The 14,123-nt window shown below is 68.1% G+C and carries 15 protein-coding genes; 6 read left to right on the top strand and 9 right to left on the bottom strand.

Annotated features, from left to right (window positions below):
* Window positions 1-52 precede the first annotated feature (52 nt).
* Window positions 53-325 (top strand): DUF8044 family membrane protein, encoded by a 273-nt coding sequence (locus tag NJQ44_RS04245; RefSeq protein ID WP_254273441.1) that lies wholly within the window; start codon window positions 53-55, stop codon window positions 323-325.
* Here the strand turns inward: NJQ44_RS04245 and NJQ44_RS04240 are convergent.
* From NJQ44_RS04240 to NJQ44_RS04220, 5 genes are all read right to left on the bottom strand, one after another.
* A complete protein-coding gene (locus tag NJQ44_RS04240; protein ID WP_254273440.1) occupies window positions 320-985 on the bottom strand; it encodes a DUF7982 domain-containing protein in 666 nt (221 codons plus the stop codon). The two genes, NJQ44_RS04245 and NJQ44_RS04240, sit on opposite strands and share 6 nt — an antisense overlap.
* A 78-nt stretch (window positions 986-1,063) precedes the next feature.
* Complete coding sequence (locus NJQ44_RS04235; RefSeq protein ID WP_254273439.1) at window positions 1,064-2,800, bottom strand: glycosyltransferase family 2 protein; 1,737 nt, start codon at window positions 2,798-2,800, stop codon at window positions 1,064-1,066.
* A 129-nt stretch (window positions 2,801-2,929) separates the two neighbouring features.
* Complete coding sequence (locus tag NJQ44_RS04230; RefSeq protein ID WP_254273438.1) at window positions 2,930-3,877, bottom strand: DUF8471 domain-containing protein; 948 nt, start codon at window positions 3,875-3,877, stop codon at window positions 2,930-2,932.
* Between the two features lie 69 nt (window positions 3,878-3,946).
* Window positions 3,947-4,957, bottom strand: a complete 1,011-nt coding sequence (locus tag NJQ44_RS04225; RefSeq protein ID WP_254273437.1) for a transcription initiation factor IIB — start codon at window positions 4,955-4,957, stop codon at window positions 3,947-3,949.
* 107 nt (window positions 4,958-5,064) lie between these two features.
* Window positions 5,065-5,850, bottom strand: a complete 786-nt coding sequence (locus NJQ44_RS04220; RefSeq protein ID WP_254273436.1) for a helix-turn-helix domain-containing protein — start codon at window positions 5,848-5,850, stop codon at window positions 5,065-5,067.
* Between the two features lie 96 nt (window positions 5,851-5,946).
* Here NJQ44_RS04220 and NJQ44_RS04215 point away from each other — a divergent pair, with 96 nt between their 5' ends.
* Window positions 5,947-6,321 carry a hypothetical protein gene (locus NJQ44_RS04215; protein ID WP_254273435.1) on the top strand — a complete coding sequence of 125 codons (375 nt, stop codon included), beginning with the start codon at window positions 5,947-5,949 and terminating at the stop codon, window positions 6,319-6,321.
* Here NJQ44_RS04215 and NJQ44_RS04210 read toward each other — a convergent pair.
* Both NJQ44_RS04210 and NJQ44_RS04205 read right to left on the bottom strand, forming a co-directional pair.
* Window positions 6,286-7,179: a DUF7537 family lipoprotein gene (locus tag NJQ44_RS04210; protein WP_431357784.1), complete on the bottom strand. Its 894-nt coding sequence runs from the start codon at window positions 7,177-7,179 to the stop codon at window positions 6,286-6,288. The genes NJQ44_RS04215 and NJQ44_RS04210 overlap by 36 nt on opposite strands.
* A gap of 102 nt (window positions 7,180-7,281) precedes the next feature.
* Window positions 7,282-8,244, bottom strand: coding sequence for a C-terminal binding protein (locus NJQ44_RS04205; protein ID WP_254273433.1), 963 nt, complete (start codon window positions 8,242-8,244; stop codon window positions 7,282-7,284).
* A gap of 238 nt (window positions 8,245-8,482) precedes the next feature.
* On the opposite strand from NJQ44_RS04205, the gene NJQ44_RS04200 reads away from it, so the two are divergent.
* Window positions 8,483-9,073, top strand: a complete 591-nt coding sequence (locus NJQ44_RS04200) for a 50S ribosomal protein L15e (protein WP_254273432.1) — start codon at window positions 8,483-8,485, stop codon at window positions 9,071-9,073.
* Between the two features lie 133 nt (window positions 9,074-9,206).
* Here the strand turns inward: NJQ44_RS04200 and NJQ44_RS04195 are convergent, their stop codons facing one another.
* Together NJQ44_RS04195 and NJQ44_RS04190 are read right to left on the bottom strand one after the other, a co-directional pair.
* Entirely contained in the window at window positions 9,207-10,178 is a 972-nt protein-coding gene (locus NJQ44_RS04195) for a phytoene/squalene synthase family protein (RefSeq protein ID WP_254273431.1), read from the bottom strand.
* Between the two features lie 255 nt (window positions 10,179-10,433).
* Window positions 10,434-12,011: a bacterio-opsin activator domain-containing protein gene (locus NJQ44_RS04190; RefSeq protein WP_254273430.1), complete on the bottom strand. Its 1,578-nt coding sequence runs from the start codon at window positions 12,009-12,011 to the stop codon at window positions 10,434-10,436.
* A 157-nt stretch (window positions 12,012-12,168) separates the two neighbouring features.
* Between NJQ44_RS04190 and NJQ44_RS04185 the strand changes: the two genes are divergently transcribed.
* The 3 genes from NJQ44_RS04185 (at window position 12,169) to NJQ44_RS04175 (ending at window position 14,118) form a co-directional block, all read left to right on the top strand.
* A complete protein-coding gene (locus NJQ44_RS04185; protein WP_254273429.1) occupies window positions 12,169-12,453 on the top strand; it encodes a DUF7562 family protein in 285 nt (94 codons plus the stop codon).
* 69 nt (window positions 12,454-12,522) lie between these two features.
* Window positions 12,523-13,845, top strand: coding sequence for an RNB domain-containing ribonuclease (locus NJQ44_RS04180; protein WP_254273428.1), 1,323 nt, complete (start codon window positions 12,523-12,525; stop codon window positions 13,843-13,845).
* An 87-nt stretch (window positions 13,846-13,932) separates the two neighbouring features.
* Window positions 13,933-14,118: a hypothetical protein gene (locus NJQ44_RS04175; protein ID WP_254273427.1), complete on the top strand. Its 186-nt coding sequence runs from the start codon at window positions 13,933-13,935 to the stop codon at window positions 14,116-14,118.
* The last annotated feature ends 5 nt before the right edge of the window (window positions 14,119-14,123 follow it).

Raw genomic sequence — 14,123 nt, 5'->3', positions numbered from 1 at the left:
TCGCGGACCACACCCACAGCGATTATGCGCACCCCCGGCGTAGGCGTCGACGATGACGACACCGCGACAGCGCCGATTCCTGTTCGCACTGGTGGGGTGGGTACTCGGCGGCGCGGCGCTGCTGGCGACGGCCGACGCCCTGACGCTCGAACGCGCCTTCGTCGTCGGGTTTCTCGGGCTGGTGTTGCTCACGGCGCTGACCGCGCCGGTCCACGTCGCGCCCCGCTGGCGACGACGGCTTCGCTGGCCGTTGCTCGTCGGTGGGTTGGTCTTCCTCGCGTTCGTCACGGTGCGGACGCTCCAGAAGTTCGTGGCCTCGCTATGAGTCCCAGCGGCAGGTGACGACCAGGCGGTCGCCCTCAGCCGTCGATTCGACGGTCACCGGCGCGTCGAGCGCCCGTGCGAGACCGACGCCCAGAACCGACGCGACGGGGTGGTCGAATAGCTCCGCCGTCCCGACGTAGCTGTCGGTGACGGTCACCTCGGCCCCCGACTCGGTGGTCCGTGCCGTCGCGCTCTCGACCAGTTCGAGGTCGTTGACCAGCGCATCGACGAGGACGGCGAGTCGGTCGCCGGGCGCGGCGTCCGTCGCCGGGCCGGGGACCGCCGCAGTCAGGCGCTCGCCGACGGGGGCGAACGTCGTCTGTCCGTCGGCCTCGCCGACGACGAGCGAGACGGCGTCACCGTCGGGGACGTACCGCTGTGGACCCGTCCCGGCGAGTCGACGGGCGTTCCCGGCAAACGTCGCGTACACGTCCGTCGCGGCCGTCGCTCGGACCGTCGCGCCCGTCGTGACGAACCGGAGTAAGAGGGCGACGAACAGCGCGGTGCCGCCCCAGACGAACAGTATCGTCTCGAACGCAGGGACCGCGACGGCGGCGGCGACGAGGCCGACGCCGACGAGTGCGAACACCGCCGCCGAGTTGCGTTTCCCGAGGCGACGCCAGCGCCGAGTCCCCGCCGCCGCGTGGACGGGTTCATCCACGGAGGGTCACCGCTGAAGTGCCGAGAGAGGCGAGCGTCATACCGCCCTGCAGTCCCGCCGCGGGCTTATGTGTTCCTCTCACTGTTCCAGTCGCTTGAGCGTCGGGTGGCCGTTCAGGACGTGCATCGTCAGCGCCGTGGTACAGAGGAGCAGTCCGCCGATGGCGAACAGGACGGCGATGCCGAGTTGGACCGCCAACAGCGCCCCCGTCTCGACGTAGTACGCGACGAAAAAGAGCGTGAGGCTCACGCCGAGGAGGGTGGTGACGGCCCCTGGGATACCGACGATGAGCAGCGGGCGGCCGTACTCGACGGTCCAGACGATGTTCCGAACGAGGTCGAGGCCGTGCGAGAGCGACCCCTGCGTGCTCGACTCTTCGACGTCGTAGGTGATGGTCGTCCCCACCTCGCCGACGCTGAGTCGGTTGCGGTGGGCGTGATAGAGGATGTCCGTGCTCGCACCCATGTTGTTCCCGATGCTCGGGTCGGCGGCGAGCGAGCGGACGGCCCGGCGACTGTACGCCCGGTACCCGCTCTGCGTGTCCCGGACCCACCCGCTCGGCCGGAGGTTGCCGAGGCTGACGTTGGTCAGGTTGTTGATGACTGCGAGGCCGAGCGACCGGACGAACGGTATCTTCGTCTTCGACCCCTCGGCGTATCGGCTCCCGATGACGATGTCGGCGGCGTCCTGACGCTGGGCCTCCACGAGCAACGGGATGTCCGCCGGGTCGTGTTGGCCGTCGGCGTCGATGACGACGAGGTGTTTCGCGTCGCGCGAGGCCGCCTCGCGGAACGCCGTCTTGAGCGCGCCGCCGTAGCCGCGGTTGTGGTCGTGGACGACGACAGTGGCACCCGCCTCGCGGGCGGCGGCGGCCGTCTCGTCGCGACTTCCGTCGTCGATGACCACGACTTCGTCCGCGAAAGCGAGGGTTCGCTCGACTACGTCGCCGATGCTCCGCGCGGCGTTGTACGCCGGTATCGCCACCATGACCGTCGGCGCGTCCGTCGATTCGCCCCATTCCTCGGGGATAGCGACCACCTCGTAGTCGGCCCGCTCGAACGCGGCGGCGGTCCGCTCGTAGTCGATACGTGGGCAGTCCCGCGTCTGGAGGACGATACCCGCGTGGCCGTACTCTCGCGCCTCCTGTGACAGCAGGCGGTGGAGCGCCGCCTGTGGCTGGCGTCCCGCGGGCGGGTCGACGACGGTCGCACCGAGCGAGGCGAGCGTATCGAGAGCCTCGTCGGCCACGTCCACGCCGCTGTAGGTCACGAAGACCGAGTGGCCCCGACGGGTCGCGCGGAGGACGGTCCGGTAGGCCGCGTCCTCGTTGCCCGGCGTGAGGACCACGCCGACGGCGGCGTTCTGCAACTGGTCGAGTTCCGCGGCCCGTCGGACCAGCGGGACAGCGTCGTCGACGCCCGCTGCGTTCGCGTCGGTCACGTCGAGCGTCCGCGTCTCGCCGTCGGTCCCGACCCACCGAACCGTCGCCGGGAGCAGGTCGGCGTCAGAGGCGATGCGCTCGACTCGCTCGACTCGCTCGACGGTCGGGTCGGGAAGTTCCTCGTCGGGGCCGTCGAGGAGGTAGCCGAGCCTGGTGTCTTCGCCGGGTCGGACGACGTGTTCGACGGTCAGTCGGCCGTCGGTGTAGGCCGCGCCGTCGCTGTCGCTCTCGGTACCGCCGTCCGGTTCCGCGAGCGCGTGCGACTCCGGGACGGGGTCCGAGACGGCGACGCGGACCGGGCCGTCGCCCGCCGTCGTCACCGATAGCTCGACGAGGTGGGTTCCCGACCCGACATCGTTCGTGGTCTTCGTCACGGAAATGCCGTCCTGCTGTACGTATCTCGGCGCTGTCATGCTACCATTCCCCTATACAAACCACTCGCACCCGATTTGTATGTCACTACTACGCGTAATACTATCTTATAACTGCCGAGTGTCGAACGGTCACGCGGGCGGCTCGACGGTCACCCAGACGTGGACGGCGCGGGTCGGCGCGTCGGTCCCCTCTCGGTACAATCGGTAGGTGAGGCGAAGTCGGTCACCCGCCCGCTGCGGACTGACGGTGTGGCGGGTCACCGTCGACTCGCCAGCGTCGACGGCCACCGGAAACGACACCAGTTCGCGCGAGTCTTCGACGGTGACCGCGTCGCCGTCGACGGTCACGCGTTCGAGTCGCCCGACGACGGTTCCCTCGAACCCGTTCGAACCGTACGCGCCGACGCCGATACCCACCGTCGTCGGACGGTCGACGGTCATCTCACTGGGGACGCTCCCGGCCGTGAGCGCGCCGCTGTCGTTCTCGCCGAGGACGTAGAACTCCGTTACGTCGCCGCGGTCCGTCGAGGCGTCGGCGACGACGCCGACGGCGGCCGCGGCGGCCACGACGACGACAAGCGTCAGCGCGATGCCGAGGACGCCCTCGCCAGCGACGACGGTTCGTACGCGAGACGCGACGGCGCGGCGGTCGGCCCCGGCCGGGCGACCGTCTGTCAGCCGACGGCGGCGACCCCACGCGAGGGCCGTCGCCGCCACCGTCAGCAGACAGAGACCGGCGACGACGGCGCTCCGCTGGAAGCCCCAGACGGTGAAGTCGAGGGTCCATCCGACGATAGCGACGGCCACGACGCTCCCGGCGGCGCTCAGGCCGAGGCGAGCGACCCACGAGGTGCGCGTCGACGCGGTCGGTGCAACGTCGCCCGCCCGGGGGAACGCCGCCGAGACGAGGGCGTATCCCGGAACGACGAGCGCGAAGGGGACGCCGACGGCGACGGCGAGCGGCCGCCACTCGCCGAGCGGCGAGAAGACGACGAGCGCGGCCACCGCGACGGCCGCGAGGACGGCGACGAGGTCGGCCGTCGGTGTCGAGTCGGCGTCCCCGTCGGTCCGTGTCATAGCGAACTCTCAGCGGCCGGGGAGTAAAAACGTACGGAGTGAGGTAGGAACGGCGTACCGCTCGCGGACTCAGGCGCTCGCGCCGGACTCCGACCCGGCGCTGGCTTCGACGGCGTCGCCGCCGGCCTCTGCTTCCAGCAGTTCGCGGTAGCGGTCCCGAATCGTGACCGTGCTCACGTCGGTGGCCTCGCTGATGGTCTCCTGTGTCAGTTCCTCGTTGACGAGCAGTCCCGCGGCGTAGATGGCGGCGGCGGCGAGGCCGACGGGACTCTTGCCGCTGTGGACGTTGGCCGCCTTGCCCGTCTCGATGAGTTCGTGGGCGCGCATGGAGAGTTCGTCGCTGGCGTCCAGTTGGGAGACGAACTTCGTGAGGTAGTTCGCGGGGTCCGGCGGGCCGATTTCTAAGGAGAGTTCACGGTTGATGTAGCGGTAGGCGCGCGTGAACTCCTGTTCGCCGACGCGGCTCACGACGACCATGTCGTCGATAGTCTGCGGGAGGTTCGCCTGCCGGATGGCGACGTACAGCGACGCCGTCGCGATGCCCTCGATGGAGCGGCCGGGCAGGAGGCCCTCGTCCAGCGCGCGGCGGTAGACGACACCGGCCGTTTCGCGGGCGCTCTCGGGGACGCCGAGGGCGCTCCCCATCCGGTCGATTTCGCCGAGCGCCTGCTTGAGGTTGCGCTCGCTGTGGTCTCGGGTGCGGAACCGCTCGTTCCACGTCCGAAGCCGTTGCATCTTCTCGCGCTGGTTCGAGGAGAGGGTGTTGCCCTTCGCGTCCTTGTCCTGCCAGCCGATGTTGGTCGACAGCCCCTCGTCGTGCATGAGTTTCGTCGTCGGCGCGCCGACCCGGGACTTCTGGTCGCGTTCGGCGGAGTCGAAGGCGCGCCACTCGGGGCCGCGGTCGATGCTGTCCTCGTCGACGACGAGGCCACAGTCCGCACAGACCGTCTCACCGCGCGTCTCGTCGCGGGTGAGGTTGCCGCCACAGTCCGGACAGACGTGGTCGACACTCGCCGTCTTCGTCTCCTCGTCGACGGTACGCCCGCGTTCGTCGGCGTCGTATGTGCTGAGTGTGGGCATGATGGGGGTCGCGAGCGACGGAATCGCCGCTCGCGTGTGTACTCTATCGAACGACTGCTTCGGGTATCAGCACTCGTTTGGCGTATGCCGAACTACTGTCGGCATAGTTACACGCCGGTTCGACCGACCCGAAGACGGGTCCCCTCGGCCACCGACTCGTCGGCTTCGACCGGTCCCATCGACCGCGTGACGAACGACCGGACAATCCACGCTTCGGCCCGCTGGAGGCGGTACTGGAGGGTCGAGCGAGACACGTCGAGTTGCTCCGCGAGTTCGGTCAGCGACACGTCCCGCGGCGTCCGGTAGTAGCCGTGTTCGACGGCGGCCTCGACGGCGGCCTGCTGTTCCGGCGGGAGTTCCGCCAGCGACACGGCCTCGTCGGCCCAGTAGGCCGGTTCGCCCAGTTGTCGGAACTCGACGGTGAGGCCGGGCCGGAGTTCCGTCTCGAGCGCCGCGAACAGGTCGTCGACGCCAGCGTCGCTACACAGCAGGAGTCGCCACTCACAGCGACTGCCGCGTCGTTCCGTCTCGCAGAGGACGCCGTTGCCGACGTGTTCGATTGCGAGTCGGGGGATAGAGTGGCAGTCACCGGCCTCCGAGCGATAGCTGTAGACGGTGCGGCGGCCCGCCTCGGCCGCGATGACTTCGTAGTGCCACTCCGTCTCGCACTCGTGGGTACCGATGCACTCCGTACACTGGACGGGGCTGTCGAACACCTCGTCGAGTCGGTCCAGCGCCGCCTCGGAGCCAGCGACCCGTTCCAGTCGCCACATTCCGTCGTGGGTGACGTTACAGGCGATAGTCCGAGAGTGCGTCTCGGGGTAGTCGATAAACACGTCCATCAGCGGGTCGACCCCCCGCTCGTAGTCGATAGTGAAGATGAACTCGCGCATCTACCGGCCGTACAACGCGGAGCGGCTTATAGCCCCCGCAGACGTTCGGCGTGTGCCGAACGGGAAGCCATACCGGTCGGCCCCCTTCGTACGGATATGTCGTGTCCACGCGCCGGAGCGAGTGGCGAACCGTCGCAGTCAGGGGCGGGGAGCGACGCCGCCGTGGGCCGGTTCCCGCCGCACAACTGGCGGCCGACGGTGGTCCACGGGGCGCTGCTCTGGGTCGTGCTAGCTGTCGCCGCGACTCTCGTTCCCGCCGGAAACCCCCTCGAAATCGGGGTCGCCGTGGTCGGCGTGTTCACCGGTCCGGTCCTCCCCGTGGCGCTGTGTTGTGACTACCTGCAATCGCGGCGCGCCGGGGCCTGCGCGCCCGGCCTCCGCGCGTACCTCGCAAATATCGCGCGGGACGTGCGGACCACGCTCACCCGGGGCGATTCACTCGGGAGCGAGCGGCGGCCGTTCGAGTGCTGACCCGGCCTGTTGCTGGGCCTCCGCTTCCGCCAGCCAGTCCGGGTCCTCGACGCTGGTCGACCCGATGCCGGTCAGCGTGTAGCGCCAGTCGGCCGACACCGGTTGACCGGTCTCGGTCTCGCCCGACAACGTCCACGAGGTCATGCGGGCGAGGCCGTCCTCGTCGACCAGCACGACGACCCTGAACTCGGTAATCGTGACGTTCTCCTCGGTGCCGAACGCGCCCGCGCCGTACTGTCGCCAGACGGCCGGGTCCGAGTACTCGTAGCGGTCGACGCTGACGCCGTCGAACGTCTCCGTCCCGACGAAGCGCGCCTCGTCGACCGAATCGTAACCGAACGCGCCGCGGGCGAGCGCCGACTCGAACAGTTCGGCCTCCTGCGGGACGACCTGATAGAACACCTGTTCCCCGTCGCCGTACCGGGTGTAGGTCGTCCCGTCGGCGTAGAACGTCTCGAAGTCGGTCTGGGCCTCCGGCCCGGACATCGTGAACGTCTCGCGCGACCGGTTCGCGTCGAGGTCGACCCGATAGCTGTCGGTGACGCTGTTGGTCACGCCCTCGGCGTCGGTGGTGGTGAACGTCCACTCCGCGGTGAAACTCCCGGCCTCGCGCAACAGTCGGTCGGAGTCGGCCACGTCGAACCCCTCGCTGTCGTCGGCCGCGCCGTCACCGCCGTCACCGCCGTCACCGCCGTCACTGCCGTCACTGCCGTCTCCCGCGCCGTCTCCCGCGCCGTCGCTCGCTCCGTCACTGCCGCCGTCGGACGCGCCGTCGCCCCCGTCAGAGGCGACGCCGCCACAACCGGCCAAAATCACTGTAAGGGCCACCAGAACGGTGGCCAGTCGTCGATACGTCATCCCCTGTACTGAGGAGGCACCGCGACATAAGCTAGTATGATTGATACGATTCGGTCGCCGGGTCCGTCCCAGTTGCGCATCCCGACGACACCGGACGCCGACTCAGAGCCAGTCGGTCTCTGGGTCGATGTACTGCGGCGGTCGCTCGCCCGCCAGCGCGGCTTTCACGTTCGCCGCGACGGTGGTGTTCAGGTCGAGACGGGCCTCCTCGGAGTACCACCCAGCGTGGGGCGTGACGATGCAGTTGTCCAGTCCGACGAGCGGGTGGTCGTCGCTCGGTGGCTCCTCGCAGAGCACGTCGAGACCCGCGGCCGCGATGTCACCGCCGGTGAGCGCCGCGTAGAGGGCGTCCTCGTCGATAAGCCCACCGCGGCCGGTGTTGACGAGGACCGCCTCGTCGCGCATCCGGTCGAACGCGTCGCCGTCCACCATCTCACGGGTGTCGTCGGTCAGCGGCGCGTGCAGGGAGACGTAGTGCGCACGCTCGTACAGTTCGTCCAGTTCGACCTTCTCGACGCCGTCGTCGGCCATCTCGTCTGCGTCGACGTAGGGGTCGTAGGCGACCACGTCGAAGTCGAATCCGCGCAGTCTGTCGAGCGTCCGCCGCGCGATAGGGCCGTAAGAGACGAGGCCGAGCGTCCGCCCCCGGATGCGGTGGACCGCCCGAGTGCGGTCCCAGCCCCACTCGCCCGCGCGAACGTCGCGGTCGTAGGCGGCGACGGTACGGATGCAGTCGAGCAAGAGCGTCGCCGTGTGGGTCGCCACCTCCTCGGTGCAGTAGTCGGGGGCGTTCGTGACTGCCACGTCGTTCCGGGCGGCCGCGACCACGTCGACGTTGTCGATACCGACGCCAGCGCGGGCGACGATTTTCAGGCGGTCGAGTTCGTCCAGCACGGCGGCGGTGATGGGCGTGTTCACGTCGACGACGAGAGCGTGAGCGCCCCGGGCCGCATCCAGCAGGGCCGCCTCGGAACTCGTATCGGCGGCGACCACTTCGGCGTCCAGTTCGGCGCGGAGCAACTCGACGTCTATCATCGGGTCGTCGCTGGCGACCACTCGTGGCATACGCGGGACAACGGACGCCCCCTATATAACGGCCCGCGGCCGTTCCCAGTCCGCAGGAACCCGCCGACGGTGTGCCCAGCACCCGCACACCCGATTCGGCTTCGAACGGTTTAAGGGCGCGAACGGAAAAGCTGAGACAACTCGCTGGACGACGGGCACCAGCGGGCACCTGCGTGTGCAGGTCGGGATGTGAGTCGCCGACGCGACTTGAACCACGCAACGCCCGTGGTGAAACACAATGGCACGAAGTGCATACTCGTACATCCGAGACGCGTGGCAGAGCCCCAAGGAAGGCAAACTGGCGGAACTGCAGTGGCAGCGCCAGCAGGAGTGGCGCACCGAGGGCGCCGTCGAGCGCATCGAGCGCCCGACCCGCCTCGACAAGGCCCGCTCGCAGGGCTACAAGGCCAAGCAGGGCGTCGTCGTCGCCCGAGTCTCCGTCCGGAAAGGCAGCGCCCGCAAGCGCCGCCACAAGGCCGGGCGACGCTCGAAGCGACAGGGCGTCACCCGCATCACCCGCCGCAAGGACATCCAGCGCGTCGCCGAGGAACGCGCCGCGCGGGTCTTCACGAACCTCCGCGTCCTGAACAGTTACTCCGTCGGCCAGGACGGCCGACAGAAGTGGCACGAGGTCATCCTCGTGGACCCGGAGCACCCCGCAATCCAGAACGACGACGACCTCTCGTGGATTTGTGAGCCCCAGCAGACCGACCGCGTCTTCCGCGGTCTGACCGGCGCTGGCCGCCGGAACCGCGGCCTCAGCACGAAGGGGAAGGGCGCAGAGAAGACCCGACCGTCGCTCCGCAGCAACCGCGGCAAGGGCAAGTAACAACTGCAGTCCGTTCTCTCGGTTTCTCGTTCCCAGTAGCCGCAGGTGCGGTCCCTTCCACCGACGTCCGGACGCGGGACTCGCCTGCGGTCCCGGCGGACTCCGCTACCGGCGCCGTTCTACGTCTCGCGCCTCACCCGCGCCACGTCGGTTTGCCGTGACTCGGGATGTCGGCCTGCATCCGCTCCGGCCGTCGCTCGGAGACGGCGCTGACCGAGTAGAACGTCGCCTCGGGGTCGCCGTTGCGCCGCCAGTGCCACCACGTGCGGGCGAGCAACCAGAGGCGACGGCGGCGAGTCAGTTGCGGCGTTTCGGTCAGCACGTCGTAGCCCCGGTCACGGATGAGGCGGTGGTGTTCGGCGTACAGCACCGCCGACAACAGGACCCCGAACTGGCAGTCCTCGGGCAGGTATCGGATGCCCGCGACGCCCTCGCGGTAGAGGTCGTCAGTGCGGGCCAGTTCCTCCTGCATCACCGCGCGAAAGCCCTCGTCGACTTCGGCGTTGGCGAGTTGGTCCTCCGTGACGCCGTGGCGCTTTAGCGTCTCCTGGGGGAGATAGACGCGCCCGTAGTCGTGGATGTCCTCGCGAACGTCGCGCAGGAAGTTCGACAGTTGGAACGCCTCGGCGAGCGCTTCGGCGTGCGGCAGGGCCTCCTCTTTCCGCGGCGGGTCCATCACCATCGTCATCATGTTGCCGACGGCGACGGCCGACCCGCGCATGTACTCCCGGAGGTCTGCGAACGTCTCGTAGCGGGCCTGCGCGATGTCCATCTCCATCGCGTCGATGAAGACGTTTATCTCCTCGTCGGGGATGTCGTGTTCCACGACCAGTTCCCGGAACGCTTCCAAAACGGCCCCGTCCTCGGTGTCCTCCGGGTCGCGGTTACCCAGTGCCGTCTCCCGAATCTGTTCCAGTCGCTCGTGTTGGACCGTCGGCGGCGGGCCGTCGGGTTGGTCGACGACTTCGTCGGCGACCCGGAAGAACGCGTACATCACGTAGGTCGGATAGCGGGTGCGCTCGGGAAGGACGCGAGTCGCGAGGTGGAACGTGCGACCGGTCTGCTGTTGAATCGATTTGCTCGTTCGGATGTTGTCAGATTGCATTGATTGGGGCGACGGGCTACTCGGCTAGTGATACGTCCTCACCGGGGTAGAATCCGGTTTCGGGCACGCCGACGCGGGCCGTCCGTCCCGCAAACGGGAGGCATCCGCCGCGTCGGAACTCTGCTGGTTCATTCGACCCGAAACAGGATGACACATCGTCTACATACTACTTCGGGTCGCGCCACTTTAAACTCAACACCAAACTACTTTGGACCCCACGAGGGCGACGGCGACATCAGCGGGTTTTCGGCGGTCTCACCACGTCTCGAAGACGGCTTCGAGTAGCTTCCGTTCACCGGCCCGCAGATGCTGATGGAACGTCGACGGGCAGATGTCCATCGACTCGGCCAGTTCCTCCCCGGAAACGTCCCGCGGCCAGTCGAAAAAGCCCCCGAGATACCCCTTCCGGAGCGCCGTCAACTGGCGGTTGGTCAGCCTGTCTTCGAGCGTCGCGAGGAACGCCTGTCGGGTCATCGGCGGTTCGTCGCGCTCTCGAACCGACAGCAGTTCCACGTCAGGGTACCGCCTGCGAACGTGTTCGACCACCGCGCGCGTCTCGGTGGCCGCCGGGAGCGTCACCGTGGCCGTCGCGTTGTCCGGCGTGACGACGATATCTCGGGTCTCGGCCCCCCTGTCGGCCAGCAGCGAGACGAGCGGCGCCGTCTCCACAGTGAACTCGAACAGCGAGCAGTCCTCCGCCGTCGAGACGTGAGTCACCGCCGACACCTGCTGGTGGTCGGTCGCCGCGGCACAGACCGCCGACGGGTCGTCCGTCTCGACGAGGAAGAACATGGCCGTCTCCTCCCCGTCGGCGACGCTCCCGCCGTAGGTCATCCGACAGCCGAGTTCGCGGGCAAGCGCGACGAAGAACACGTCCGTGTCGCGCGTCTGCAGTTCCAGTTCGGTGAGGTTGTCAGCGGTCAGGAGTCTGCTCGTCTCGCGGGCGTTGATGGCCGCCGAGATGGCCTGTCCGACCGCCCCTAAAACCGCTCGCTCGCGCTCGTCGAACACGTCCGGGTCGTCGGCGTACACCGTCAGGACCCCGTACAGCGACTCGCCCGCGACGAGCGGAACCGCGGCGACGGCGTCGACGGGCGCACCGCACATCTCGTCGTGTATCGGTCCCGCGTCTGTCGCGGCCTGAATGTCCTCGGTCCGGGCCGCCAGCGCCACCGGGTCGTCGTCGTCGAGCGCTATCGCGGCGTCGACGTCCCGTTCCGCCGAGAGCGCCGCCGGGCGGAGCGTCTCGTCCCGGAGGTCGAACGTCGCAATCCACGCGAACCGGTAGGAGTCGACGGTCGCCAGTCGGTCGACGACTAACTGCTGGATAGCCGCCCGCGAGTCCGCCGTCAGCACGTCGGCCATGACCGCCGTGACCAGTCCGTCGAGTCGGTCGACGAGGTGCCGGAGGTTCGAGCGTTCGGCCTGTAACTGCTCGCTGCGTCGTTCGGCCGCCAGTTCGGCCAGTTTCCGTTGTGTGATGTCGATGTGCGCGACGACGACGCTCCCGGCCTCTTCCTCGGGGAGCGGCGCGACTCGCATCAGGAACCACTGCTTCTCTTCGGGCGAGTGACAGGGGTACTCCAGCGTGAACAGGTCCCGCTCGCCGTCGATGACGGCTTTGATCCCTTCGACGGCACGACCGGCGTACTCGTCTGCTTCCACGTCGCTCGTCTCGAAGTAGTTCACGCCCTGCATCTCGCCGCGGTCGACGCCAGCGAACTCACGCCACGCCCGGTTCGTGAACAGAATCGTCCCCGACTCGTCGAGAACGGCGATGTTGATGGGGAGCGTATCGAGCGTCGAGTGCGCGAGCGTCTGTGGTGGCTTCATTCGGTTTCCCCGGCGTGTAACCGCCGTTACACGAGATAGCGGCGGCGTCCGCATAAGCGTGTGGCTTACACCCGAAACAAATCGGTATCGGAGTCGGTCGGGTCCGGGCGACGAGTCGGCACAACACTCTATACCGTGGCCCCCGCTACCGGTACGTATGTTCGGGTCCCGGACGGACCGGGAGACGGTGACCTGCATCGCCTGCGGCGACCGTCTCGCCCGGTCGGACGCCCGCGAGTACGACAAGCACGGCGACCGGTGGGACCGCCGGGACAAGGAGTTCGAATTCCTCTGTAAGGCCTGTTTCGGCGACATCTCCAGACAGCCACGGGACGACCTCGAAGCGACGTTGGACGCCGCCGGGGCCGGAGAGACCGACCGCGAGACCTTCCTCCGCCGCTATCGCGAACTCGCCGAAGACCGCGGCGTCGGCCGCGAGTAATCGACGGTCCCGGCCCGCCTCGGCGGCCACCCCGACAGTCCTAACTACACCGTGGGCGTAGCCCGGGGCATGACTACCGAGGACGCCCAGTCGGCGGCGGGAACCGCCGAAGGCCAAGGGCCGGTCGAAATCGACGAGGAACTGGCCCGCCACATGGCGAACAAGCGCGAGGAGTTGTTCGAGAAGTTCGACATCCGCGACGAGTTCCCGCAGGAAGTGCTCGACGAGGCCGAGGAACGGACGACCGACGTGCAACAGGAGATAGCCGACGAAGTCGACGAGCGTCGCGACCTGCGGGACATGACGACGTGGACGACCGACCCCATCGACGCGCAGGACTTCGACGACGCGATTTCGGTCGAGGAACACGACGACGAGTACGTCCTCTGGGTCCACATCGCGGACGTGACTCACTACGTCAACCCCGAGACGGCGATGTGGACCGAGGCCGTCGAGCGGGGCAATACGGTGTATCTGCCGGGCTACACTATCCACATGCTCCCGCCGGTGCTGGCCGAAACCGTCTGTTCGCTGGTCCCCAACGAGGACCGACTGGCCCACACCGTCGAGATGCACCTCGACAAGGAGACGCTCTCCTACGAGACCATCGACATCTACAAGTCCGTCATCGAGAGCGACGCCCGCCTCACCTACACCGAGGCCGAGAACCTGCTCGACGACCCCGACAGCGCCGACGACCTCTTAGAGGACACGAGCGTCGACCTCGCCGAGAAGACGGAACTCGTCTGGGAGTTGGCCGACCGGATGCACCAGCAGCGAAAGGAGGACGGGTCGCTCGTCCTCAACCCCGCGCGGGACCGCGCTCACACCATCATCGAGGAGTGCATGCTGAAGGCCAACAAGGCCGTCACGCACGAACTCATGTGGGACCGCGGCGTCGAGGCGATGTACCGAGTCCACCCGCAGCCCAGCCCCGACGAGTGGGACAAGGCGCTGATGGAGATTCAGGAACTCGACGGCGTCTCCATCCCCGGGTCGGCGTGGGACGACCCCCGGAAGGCCGTCAACGCTACCCTCGAACAGGCCCCCGGCCGCCAACTCGACAAGATTCAATGGGCCGTGATGAAGGTGATGCCCCGCGCGAAGTACATGAACGACCCCTTCGGCGGCCACCACGCCCTGAACTTCGAGATTTACGGCCACTTCACCTCGCCCATCCGCCGCCTCTCGGACCTCATCAACCACTGGATCGTCTACACGAACGACGTGCCCGAGGACCTCGTGGCGCTGTGTGACCGCGCCAGCGACCGGCAGAAAGACGCCGAGCAGTGCGAACGCGAGTACAAGCAGTTCTTGGAGGAGGTCGGTTTGGACGCCGCCGCGGTGAACAACCGCGGCCTCGAAATCGTCGACGACGACGACGAGGAGTGAGTCGGGCGACGCCTCCCACTCGACGCGAGGCGGTCGTCTCGCAACCGCTGGCGAACACCTATTGCCGCGTCGTCCGCCAGAGGGGGGATGAGCCCCCCGCCCGCCATCGTCACCGAGGACCTGACGAAGCGTGACGGTGACGCCGTCGCCGTCTCCGGCCTCGTCCTCGCACTGTCCTTCGTCGTCCTCGGCGTCGCCATCGCCCCGGCGACAGTCGCCGTCGCTGGCTTCCTCTACGCCGCCAACCGGGTCGGGACCTACCGCCTCGACTGACCGGC

The sequence above is a fragment of the Haloarcula marina genome (genome assembly GCF_024218775.1).
Lineage (GTDB): Archaea > Halobacteriota > Halobacteria > Halobacteriales > Haloarculaceae > Haloarcula > Haloarcula marina.
Note: the sequence above shows the minus strand (reverse complement) of the source record. Positions and strands in the feature narration are given on the sequence as shown.

What these genes read in the sequence shown, in the direction of transcription:
- NJQ44_RS04225 (WP_254273437.1), bottom strand. Translation starts at nt 4,957, where the DNA reads ATGCCCACACTCAGCACATACGACGCCGACGAACGCGGGCGTACCGTC.
- NJQ44_RS04175 (WP_254273427.1), top strand. Translation starts at nt 13,933, where the DNA reads ATGAGCCCCCCGCCCGCCATCGTCACCGAGGACCTGACGAAGCGTGAC.
- NJQ44_RS04180 (WP_254273428.1), top strand. Translation starts at nt 12,523, where the DNA reads ATGACTACCGAGGACGCCCAGTCGGCGGCGGGAACCGCCGAAGGCCAA.
- NJQ44_RS04195 (WP_254273431.1), bottom strand. Translation starts at nt 10,178, where the DNA reads ATGCAATCTGACAACATCCGAACGAGCAAATCGATTCAACAGCAGACC.
- NJQ44_RS04230 (WP_254273438.1), bottom strand. Translation starts at nt 3,877, where the DNA reads ATGACACGGACCGACGGGGACGCCGACTCGACACCGACGGCCGACCTC.
- NJQ44_RS04185 (WP_254273429.1), top strand. Translation starts at nt 12,169, where the DNA reads ATGTTCGGGTCCCGGACGGACCGGGAGACGGTGACCTGCATCGCCTGC.
- NJQ44_RS04190 (WP_254273430.1), bottom strand. Translation starts at nt 12,011, where the DNA reads ATGAAGCCACCACAGACGCTCGCGCACTCGACGCTCGATACGCTCCCC.
- NJQ44_RS04215 (WP_254273435.1), top strand. Translation starts at nt 5,947, where the DNA reads ATGTCGTGTCCACGCGCCGGAGCGAGTGGCGAACCGTCGCAGTCAGGG.
- NJQ44_RS04205 (WP_254273433.1), bottom strand. Translation starts at nt 8,244, where the DNA reads ATGCCACGAGTGGTCGCCAGCGACGACCCGATGATAGACGTCGAGTTG.
- NJQ44_RS04210 (WP_431357784.1), bottom strand. Translation starts at nt 7,179, where the DNA reads ATGACGTATCGACGACTGGCCACCGTTCTGGTGGCCCTTACAGTGATT.
- NJQ44_RS04245 (WP_254273441.1), top strand. Translation starts at nt 53, where the DNA reads ATGACGACACCGCGACAGCGCCGATTCCTGTTCGCACTGGTGGGGTGG.
- NJQ44_RS04220 (WP_254273436.1), bottom strand. Translation starts at nt 5,850, where the DNA reads ATGCGCGAGTTCATCTTCACTATCGACTACGAGCGGGGGGTCGACCCG.
- NJQ44_RS04200 (WP_254273432.1), top strand. Translation starts at nt 8,483, where the DNA reads ATGGCACGAAGTGCATACTCGTACATCCGAGACGCGTGGCAGAGCCCC.